The following is a 10,395-nucleotide window of genomic DNA, read 5'->3' as shown; positions in this document are numbered from 1 at the left end:
GGGCTAGGGAAAGAGGGGGAGATGGGGAGCAGGGGAGCAGGGGAGATGAGGGAGATGGGTAATTAGCGATTAGCGATTAGCAATTAGCAATTAGCGATTACCAATTAGCAATTAGCAATTAGCAATTAGCAATTAGCAATTACCAATTACCAATTACCAATTACCAATTACCAATTACCAATTTCTTAATTAATCCATGCCTTACAGATTACTGTTTGTTTGTCTTGGCAATATCTGCCGATCCCCGTCGGGAGAAAATATCATGAATCACTTAATCAAACAAGCAGATTTAGCCGATGTAATTATTTGTGATTCTGCCGGGACTGGGGGATATCATATAGGTAATCCTCCCGATCGACGGATGGCGATCGCAGCTAGCAAGCGCGAACTCGAACTCCGGGGTAGTGCTCGTAAGTTTCAAAGGTCAGATTTTGAGAACTTTGACCTAATTTTGGCAATGGATAAAGACAATTACCAGGATATTCTTTCCCTCGATCCTCATGGCAAATATCGCGACAAAGTACGGCTGATGTGCGAGTTTTGTCAGAAATATGATTTGAGGGAAGTTCCCGATCCTTATTATGGTGGCCCAGAAGGATTCGATCGAGTAATTGATTTATTGTGGGATGCCTGTGAGGGACTATTGGAGTATGTTACGAAGGAAAAATTAATATTTAACAACAGTTGAGAAATTCAATTTTAATCGGATTTACGAACTAGATCTCAACTACGTGGGCTTAAGATTGCTTGCGAATCCTATTTTAGGAAGCCATTCGAGAATTGTACCTTCTTCTCCTCAGCCTTAACCTCTAACCCCTAAAATCAGTCTCAAGATAGATGGCAAGGTCAAAATTTTTGTGTTTTCATTACATAAAAAATACATATCTTTCATCTTTCTTCCTACGCAATTCATACTTATGAACGCAGACAAAGTAAAGGTTCGCTTAAATTTTGTGGTTTCGCCAGAAGTCAACGAAGCATTAGAAACTCTTGCTCACAAAACAGGCGGTACCAAAACAGAAGTATTTCGCAGAGCTATTGCACTAATGGAGGTAGTGGTGGATGCAAAACAACAGGGTAAAAGAATAGGAATTGCAGATAAAGATCAGCCTCTAGTTACTGAAATTATCGGGATTTAATTCAGGAATTCTTGCTAAATATTTCTGCTATAGTGAGCAAGGATACAAGCACGGTAAATTATTTAGTGGGATTCCTAAGCCTTAATCTCTGTCCTCACTCATCATTCTCCAATGAGTATAATTCAAGCGCTATATTCGCCCATTAAACGGTACGGCATTACGGCTTTGGTTCTAGGCAATGCAATACTTATGGCAATTTTGTTGTCGCCCACTCTCAAGGAAAGCCCTGCTGTATTATTTGTCCCTGTCTTAATAGTTAGCGCTTGGTTTGAAGGTAGAAAGTCAGGACTAAAGCAAAATCAAGAAGAACTTGGTAAAGAGCGAGATTTTATCTCAAAAATTATCAGTACAGTTGGTAGCTTAATCGTAGTATTAGATCGGGAAGGACGCATAGTTAGTTTTAACAAAGCGTGCGAGAAAACAACTGGTTACTCTTTTGATGAAGTTAAGGGTAAATATATTTGGGATTTGCTGATACTCCCTGAAGAAATAGAGTCAATAAAAGCAGTTTTTGAGAACCTAGTTTCCGGCGTATTTCCCAATCAAAATGAAAATTTTTGGTTGAATAAAAATGGCTCTAGTTGCCTAGTTTCCTGGTCGAATACAGTCATTTTAGACAAAGAAGGGAAAGTTGAGTATGTAATAGGAACTGGGCTGGACATTACCGATCGTAAAGCAGCAGAACAAGCACTGTCTTTATCTTATATCCAGTTGGAGAACCGCGTCAGAGAACGCACAGCAGAATTGAGTAAAATTAACGAAGTGCTGCAAGCAGAAGTGACAGAAAGGGAGAAAATTGCAGCAGCACTGCGGCAAAGTGAAGAAAGATTTCGCTGCTTAAGCGCATCTTCACCGGCGGGCATTTTCATGACCGATATACAAGGTAGATGTACTTATACAAATCCTCGCTGTCAAGCAATTTGTGGTTTTAATTTTGAGGAAAGTTTAGGGTTTGGTTGGGCTAAATTCCTGCACCCAGAAGACCGCGATCGCGTATTTGCAGAGTGGTCATCCTACACCCAATTTCCCAGCGAATATAAGAACGAATTTCGCTTTTTAACTCCTCAAAAAAAAGTGCGCTGGGTTCGCATCTGCTCCGCTCCCATGTTCTCAGATAGTGGCGAAATTATCGGTCACGTTGGCACTCTAGAAGACATCACTTACCGCGTAGAAGCTCAACAAAATTTATACCGCAGGAAACAAGCATTTAAAGCGGTTGTAGAAAACACCCCGGATGTCATAATTCGGATTGATAAAGAACTGCGATATATCTATGTTAATCCTGCGGTAGAAAAAAATACGGGAATGCCAGCAGCCGCCTTCCTTGGTAAAACAAACCAAGAACTAGGTATGCCGCCAAATTTGTGTCTACTCTGGGATGAAACTATTCGTAAAGTTTTCGCATCAGGTACAGAACAAGCAATAGAATATCAAGCTCCTACAGTCGAAGGAATGCGAACCTATCAGTCGCGGATAGTTCCAGAATTTGATAGCGACGGTTTAACACAATCAGCTTTAGTAGTAGCTCGCGATATTACCAAACTTAGACAAGCAGAAGCTCAGCATATTCAATTAATTGCAGAACAAGCTGCTAGGGCAAAAGCGGAAGCATCAGAACAGCAAGCGGCAGTTATGGCAACTGCGAGTGCAGTCCTCTCCTCCTCCCTCGATTGGGAAACTACCCTCAAAAATGTAGGAGAATTAGCAGTTCCCACCCTTGCTGACGGCTGCTATATTGACATCGCAGAAGCAGATGGGAGAGTGCGGCGGCTGGCGGCGACTCACGTAGAACCCTCACAAGTGGATTTATCCACACAGTTAGAGCAGCGCTACCCGACTCCGGCGATGCCTGCGGTTGGGGATACCCACGCACCTCACGGCTATCGATTGGTGATGCGGACGGGACAACCAGAACTGATTCCAGAAATTACTGATGATATTTTAGTGGCAGCGGCACAGGATAGCACGCACCTAGAAATGTTGCGATCGCTCCAACTTGGCTCTCACCTGTGCGTACCCCTAACCACAAGGGGACGGGTACTAGGCGCGATTACCTTCGTCACCACCAAGACCGGTCGCAGATATAATTCAGAAGACCTAAGATTGCTAGAAGACCTTGCCGATCGCGTCGCACTTGCCGTAGATAACGCCCAACTTTACCGCGAAGCACAGTTAGCTCAAGCTCAAGCCGCCGAATCCTTTGCCTCAATTGACGCACTCCTAGAAGCTGCTCCTTTGGGAATTTGCTTTCTAGATAGAGAAATGCGATTCCTCCGCATCAATGAGGTACTCGCAAAACTTAACTGTTTTCCCGCAGGCGAGCATTTGGGTCAAAAATTTCACGAAATCTTGCCTAAATGTGCTGCCCGATTTGGAGATACGATACAGCAGGTATTAGACAGTGGAGAGTCTGTGCTCAACGTTGAAATTACCGGAGAATGTAGCAAAATACCGGGAGATTTCGGGTATTGGCTGGGCAATTACTACCCCGTAAAAGCTAAAGGTGGGGAGACGTTGGGAGTTGGTGTAATTCTGACAGAAATTACAGAAGCCAAGCGTACAGAAGCAGCATTGCGAGAAAGCGAAGCCCGGTTTCGCAGCATAGTTGAGTCTAATACGATCGGAGTCGGTTTCTGGGAGCAAGAGTGCAAAATCATCGATGCTAACGATGCTCTGCTAAAAATTCTGGGTTATACAAGGGAAGAATTAGATGTACTTGCTCTGAGCTGGAAAGATATCACGCCACCCGAATACTGGCTCCTAGATGCAGAAGCGATCGCTCAAGTCCAAGCAAACGGTAGTTGCACGCCCTACGAAAAAGAATACATCCGCAAAGACGGCAGCCGCATCCCGATTTTAGCTGGGGGAGGTTTGATCGAGGGGTGCAAAGATCGAGGAACATTCTTTGTTTTAGATATTAGCGATCGCAAACAAGCAGAAGCAGCCGAGCGCCAAGCAAACAAGAAAATTGCCAACATCCTCGAAAGCATCACCGACGCTTTCTTTACTGTTAACAAAGAATGGCAATTCACTTACGTTAACACCCGCTTCTTGAACATGACGGGATTGCCGAAAGAAGAATTGCTCGGCGCTTGTATCTGGGAGAAATTCCCCGATGCAGCAAGCTCTCCATTCTACGAACAGTACCACAGAGCTATGTTTCAACAGATCCCCATCCAGGTAGAAGCTTTAGCTCCAAACGGCTCCGGGCAATGGTTCGAGGCGCGGGCTTATCCTTGGAGTGATGGCCTCGCCGTATACTTTCAGGACATCACCAAACGCAAGCGGACAGAACAAGCCCTGCGGGAAAGCGAAGCTAGAGTCCAGCGCCAGTTAGCAGAACTCGACCATCTTTATAACACGACTCCAGTCGGGTTGTGCTTTGTAGATGCAAACTTGCGCTTCGTGCGGATCAATGAGTATTTAGCTGCGGTCAATGGTAGAGCGATCGCGCAACACTTGGGACGGACTGTTAGAGAAGTAATCCCAGAACTTGCGGATTTACTAGAGCCCCTTTACCACCAAGTCATCGCGACTCAAATACCCATCCTTGACCTGGAAATCCAAGCTGAAACCTTGCAGCAGCCAGGAATTATCCGAGATTGGCTAGTTAGTTATCACCCCGTCTATGACAGCGAGGGGGTGCTTTTGGGCGTGAGTACAGTCATGCAGGAAATCACCGAACGCAAAAAAGCAGAACGGACACTCAAAGAAAGCGAGGCGATCTTCCGCAGACTATTTGAGATTAACGTCTTCGGCGTAGCGATCGGCGATTTTCACGGTCAGATTACTTATGCCAATGAAGCGCTTTTAAAGATGGTTGGCTATACTCGCGAAGAAATGCTTTTAGGTCAAATGCGTTGGGATCGGCTAACGCCCCCAGAACAAGCCGATCTCGACCAGATAGCGATCGCAGAACTCCGTGCTAAGGGTGTAGCAACACCTATGGAAAAAGATTACATCCACAAAGACGGTAGCCGCGTCCCCATCCTCATTGGCGGTGCAATGCTGGCGGAACCTTTTACCGAGCAAGAAACCGCGATCGCATTCTACATCGATATGACTGAGATCAAGCGAGTGGAAGCGGAACTGAAAAATAATCAACAGCGGCTGCAATTGGCTCAGCAAGCTGGCAAAATCGGTACTTTTGAGTGGAATGTCCAAACTGGTGAAATTACCTGGACGCAAGAGTTAGAAGCACTCTACGGGTTAGAACCAGGGAGTTTCGGAGGTAAATACGAAAACTGGACGCAACTGCTGCATCCCGATGACATCGCCAAGACAAAACAGGAGATTGCCAAAGTCACAAATTCAGGTGGAGAATTAGATATTGAATTCCGCATCTGCCGCCCCGACAACAGCATACGGTGGATTGCCCTGAGAGCTACAACCTTCAACGACGAGCAAGGTTTACCCCTGCGGACGATCGGTGTAAATTTGGACATCAGCGATCGCAAACGCACCGAAGAAGCGCTGATGGAAACTAACCAAACCCTTGAAGCCTTGATTCAAGCTTGTCCTCTGGGGATTACAGTTTTTAGCGCCGAAGACGGCTCAGTAAAAATGTGGAATCCAGCCTCAGAGAAGATTTTCGGTTGGAGCGAACAGGAAACCAAAGGTTATTTCCTTCCTTGTATCCCCCCTGACAAGCAAGAAGAATTTCAAGCCAACCTGAAAGCAATTCGGGATGGATTTGCCCTCACTGGTTTAGAAACCCGCCGCCAAAAAAAAGATGGGTCGTCAGTCGAAATCGGGTTGTGGGCAACATCCGTGCGCGACGCTAAGGGCAATATTAACTGTATGTCGATTGTGGCAGACATCAGCGATCGCAAGCGAGCGGAGTCAGAACGAGCCCAATTACTCGATCGCGAACGCACAGCCAGGGCCGAAGCAGAATCCGCAAATCGCATGAAAGACGAGTTTTTAGCAACTCTTTCCCACGAACTCCGCACGCCTCTGAATGCCATCTTAGGATGGGCGCAATTGCTCCGTAGCCGTAACTTTAATGAAGCCACAACTGCTCGCGCTCTCGAAACTATAGAGCGTCAAGCGAGATTGCAAAAGCAGCTTATTGAAGACCTTTTAGATGTTTCGCGGATTATTCAAGGGAAACTGTGTTTGAACGTCCGCTGGTTCGACCTCGTAGAAACCCTCGAAGTCGCGATGAATTCTGTGAGCTTAATGGCAGGAGCTAAGTCAATAGAGATAGATACCTTCGTTGACCCCGCAGTGGGATTGGTTTGGGGAGATGCAGAGCGCTTTCAGCAAGTGATCTGGAATTTACTTTCCAATGCCATTAAATTTACTCCTGCTGGTGGGCAAGTGGAAGTGGAACTGCGCTTGGGGACTAGGGAATGGGAAGATGGGGAGTGGGGAGATGGGGAGCAGAGGAGATGGGGAGCAGAGGAGATGGGGAGATGGGGAGATGGGGAGATGGAAGACGGAAATCTCCCCTCAGCCCCCTCGCTCCCCTGCTCCCCCGCTCCCCACTTCCCTCGTCCCGAATCAACCTCCTACGTTGAAATCACCGTGCGTGATACTGGAAAAGGTATTGCTGCTGAGTTTTTGCCTTATGTTTTTGAACGATTCCGACAAGCAGATGGCTCTGTAACTAGGACTTACGGCGGATTAGGATTAGGATTAGCGATCGCCCGCCACTTAGTGGAACTCCACGGTGGTACGATTAACGCCCATAGTGAGGGAGAAGGCAAAGGTTCGACGTTTATAGTCAGGCTACCCCTCAAACAGGGTATTGACAGTCGCGGCTTGGCAATTTCGCCAACAGTCGCATCTCTACCTAGTGTCGAAGCTCCACCCCCTAACGAACTTTCGGGTCTCCAAGTTTTGATAGTCGAAGATGAGACAGACACTCGCGAGTTTTTGGTCGCTTTACTAGAAGAGTATGAAGCAACTGCGATCGCGGTGGCTTCAGTGGAAGAAGCGATCGCAGCTTTGGAGCATTGGCAGCCAGATATTTTAGTCAGCGACATTGGGATACCTCTTGAGGATGGCTACTCACTAATCCGCAAGGTGAGAGCTTCAGAAGCTTTCCAGGGAGAACATTTGCCTGCTTTAGCTCTAACTGCCTATGCTAGGGAACAAGACCGAGCGCAAGCTTTGGAAGCAGGCTTTGATGCTCACATCGCTAAACCAGTTGAACCCAAGCAATTGCTAGCAGCCTTAGCTAATTTGGCTGCGAACTATAGCAACCGCTAGGGGCTACGATGCTCCGATGCTCAGGAAAGAAGGGAAGAAGGGGAAGAGGCGAAGAACGGAAAGAGGAGAAGAGAGTTAATGGTTTTAGCCCTGAGCGAGTGTCCTCACTAACGAAAGCGGTTGCTATCTTAAATCATATTTACTATTACCATCATTTTCGCAAATTTTGGGGATTGAAATCACAAATTTGGAGAATTGGTATTATACCAAATCCGGGTTAGTCATCCCCTTTATTAGCAATAATCCGTCATTGCGAGTTGCGAGAAACGAAGCAAACAGAAGCAATCGCAGAGACTAGGCGATTGCGGAGCACAGCGAACAATGACAATAAAGGGGGTAGTAAGGCCGGAATTGGTATTAGTCAAAGGGGAGCGCGGCAGGGAGGGTGAAAACCCTGCATCGTCTGCTACTGAAAGAGCTTTGAGAGATATAGTGTCAACACCAGCAACGGACAAATGAAGTTATTTATCAATGTCCTATTTACAGGTATTGACTTTTTTATATGAAAATTACAATGATTAGTTTTACTCTGCTAGGACTTACGCACCCAACCAAAGAAACCGGGTTCTATGGCCATGAGCGTAAGTCCTGTCTGCTTTAAGTACAAAGTTAAGGACAAAAATATTTAGCAGATTGTTGTTGTCTGTTCAGGGTGCGATTAAGGTTATGAAGAAGTCTGCTAAATTCACAAAAAATACATCTTGTATAGTTGATTGTCAACATATTTTTGATGAACCAGAAAATCGGCGGAGTTTAACGATTCCTCTAGCTTGTTGTTTGAGTGCAATCTCATTTTTGCTCTTGCCCACCAACAAGATGACTTTGGGCGAGTCCTTAATCAATAAAGCTTTTAACGAATTGCCCAATTCTATTTTAGATGTTTCTGCTTCCTATGCAGTTAATGTGGTGAATCAACCTCCCAGCACCATAAAACAGAACCGTAATACTTCTCTTGCCGATAGAGTTATTCGGTATATGAAACGTCAAGGGTATCAAGTGTTTACAGGCGAAGGGAATTACAACATTGTGTATATTGAGGGCATGAATCTAGATGGAAAACTAAACAAAAATGAACCGAATAAATTTAATGACTTACGATTAGCGATCGAAGTGATTGATGGTAAGCCTCGGATCGTAAAAAAGTGGGAGGCAACGACAGAACCCGGAATTTATTACACAGATCATCCTCAAGATGTCATGGGAGCTTTCCGCATCAAACCGGGTCAATATACAGCTTGGGAAATAGGCTATCATTGGGGAAATGGTGGTGATGCTCAGGAAGCCTTAGTACAGACAAAACCAATCTCAGGATACAGAGATTTGTACAAGACTTACAAGAGAGAAGGTAAAATCTATACTGGCTTATATGATATTAACCAACATCACGGCAATAATTTGCCGCTTGATGATATTGGCTTTTATGGGGCGGGTTGTTTAGTGGGTCGGACAAGTGCGGGACATCACGAGTTTCTAGAACTTCTTAAAAGCGATATCAGGTATAAAAAAAAGCCTGATTTCTTATTTACTACCACCATCATTTTAGCGAATTCTTTGCAATGAAATCCAATCTATAGTAACTCCTATTTACCCTTTTTCCTCTTCCTAAAATGGCAAAGGAGATACTTTATTTGGTATTACAGGTTAAGGGTAAAATTTGAAGAAATGCAAAAAGGTGTCGGCCTATGCTTTCTCTAAGTCTAAATGTTGATGGCGAGTTTCTATCAGGGAAGGCTGCAAAAAGGGTTATTACCAGCGGTGGTACTAATAGCGACACAATGGGCAATGTTGCAGCCGGAAAAGTGGCATTCTACTTATTATTGGGCGGCTTTTACGGTTCCAGGGGAATGGTAATATAGCAGAAGGCAGAAGGTACAAGGTCTAAGGATAGAAACATTATAGTTATCTAGAAGGGCAAAAATGCCTTAATCTATAAAAATAGCAATCAGATTCGTGCCAGCTACCTGGAAACTGCCTCGACACCTATGTTACAAAAACTTATTGCCGACAATAATGCCCGGACTGCGGCGGAGTTAATCGTAGAACAAGTTCAATCTGGCAAGCTGACTACAGCCGAACTCAAAACACAAATTTTCGGGGGACACTGGCGGGAAGCATCCCGGCATGAAGTCCTACGGCTGATTGCAGGAGGCTTGGACGAACAGGGTGTATCAGAAATTATTGAGTATTTGATTGACCAAAACGGTCAAGAAGAAAGATTTATCAATCTGTTTTTGGCAGCTCAATGTCTGTTAGAAACAAAAAATCGGGATAAAGTAACAGTTGATACTAGATTGCTCAATTCTTTTAAGAGTTTATCTCAGTACGGTACTGGCTTTCTGATTTTATATCAAAGCGCTCAAGAGTTGCAGGAAACTTATCAAGTACGATCGCAGGCAATTAGAGCGATCGCTGCTACTTGGAAACACCAATCGGAAACCTATACTTGGCTGTTGAATCTGCTTCAGTCCAACGACACTGGGGAAGTCCGCGCCGCCGCCGCTCAAGAATTGGCACGGGGTTGGTCTCAAGTGGGAGATATAGAGTTCCTGCTCAAAAACTTAGCTCAATCTGATGGCAGTTGGGCCGTGCGATCGGCAGCAGCTCAAGAGTTGGCAAGGGGTTGGCGGGAAGCGACAGGTACATTACCTTTGCTGTTACACCTCGCGGAGTTAGATAGCAGTCCCGCAGTCCGCACTGTAGGGGTGCAGGAATTAGCTAAAAATTGGCCAAATCAAACAAATATCTTAGTTTTACTCAGAAAAATTGCTGAAACTGACGAAAGTTTAACGGTGCGAGTAGCAGCTTGGGAAGCGATCGCTAGGGGGTGGTCGGGGGATGCTGAAACTTTGTCCCAAATCAAAAAGCTAACCCAGACAAGCAGTTTAACTCTGCGAATAGTGGCGCTGCGAGAATTGGCGCGGGGTTGGCGAGACGATCGAGATACTTTGTCTTTGCTGAGGGGGTTAGCCCAGTCTGACGAGAGTAAGGAAGTGCGAAAAGCTGCATTAGAAGAGTTGGGGAAGGGTTGGGGGGGCGATCG

At 45.4% G+C, this 10,395-nt stretch carries 6 protein-coding genes; all 6 read left to right on the top strand.

Features of this window, described 5'->3' with window-relative positions; genetic code table 11:
• Positions 1 to 196: 196 nt before the first annotated feature.
• On the top strand, positions 197 to 688 hold the full coding sequence (locus PN499_RS08840; RefSeq protein WP_272031426.1) for a low molecular weight protein-tyrosine-phosphatase: 492 nt from the start codon (positions 197 to 199) through the stop codon (positions 686 to 688).
• 229 nt (positions 689 to 917) lie between these two features.
• Positions 918 to 1,139 carry a ribbon-helix-helix domain-containing protein gene (locus PN499_RS08835; protein WP_007353211.1) on the top strand — a complete coding sequence of 74 codons (222 nt, stop codon included), beginning with the start codon at positions 918 to 920 and terminating at the stop codon, positions 1,137 to 1,139.
• A 111-nt stretch (positions 1,140 to 1,250) separates the two neighbouring features.
• Positions 1,251 to 7,355, top strand: a complete 6,105-nt coding sequence (locus tag PN499_RS08830; RefSeq protein WP_272031425.1) for a PAS domain S-box protein — start codon at positions 1,251 to 1,253, stop codon at positions 7,353 to 7,355.
• 666 nt (positions 7,356 to 8,021) lie between these two features.
• Entirely contained in the window at positions 8,022 to 8,915 is an 894-nt protein-coding gene (locus PN499_RS08825; protein WP_272031424.1) for a hypothetical protein, read from the top strand.
• A 147-nt stretch (positions 8,916 to 9,062) separates the two neighbouring features.
• Positions 9,063 to 9,206: a CHAT domain-containing protein gene (locus PN499_RS08820; protein ID WP_272031423.1), complete on the top strand. Its 144-nt coding sequence runs from the start codon at positions 9,063 to 9,065 to the stop codon at positions 9,204 to 9,206.
• A gap of 131 nt (positions 9,207 to 9,337) precedes the next feature.
• The coding region (locus PN499_RS08815; RefSeq protein ID WP_272031422.1) for a HEAT repeat domain-containing protein at positions 9,338 to 10,395 on the top strand (1,058 nt) is incomplete at its 3' end.

The organism is Kamptonema animale CS-326 (genome assembly GCF_028330895.1).
GTDB classification, from domain to species: Bacteria; Cyanobacteriota; Cyanobacteriia; order Cyanobacteriales; family Microcoleaceae; genus Kamptonema; species Kamptonema formosum.
Note: the sequence above shows the minus strand (reverse complement) of the source record. Positions and strands in the feature narration are given on the sequence as shown.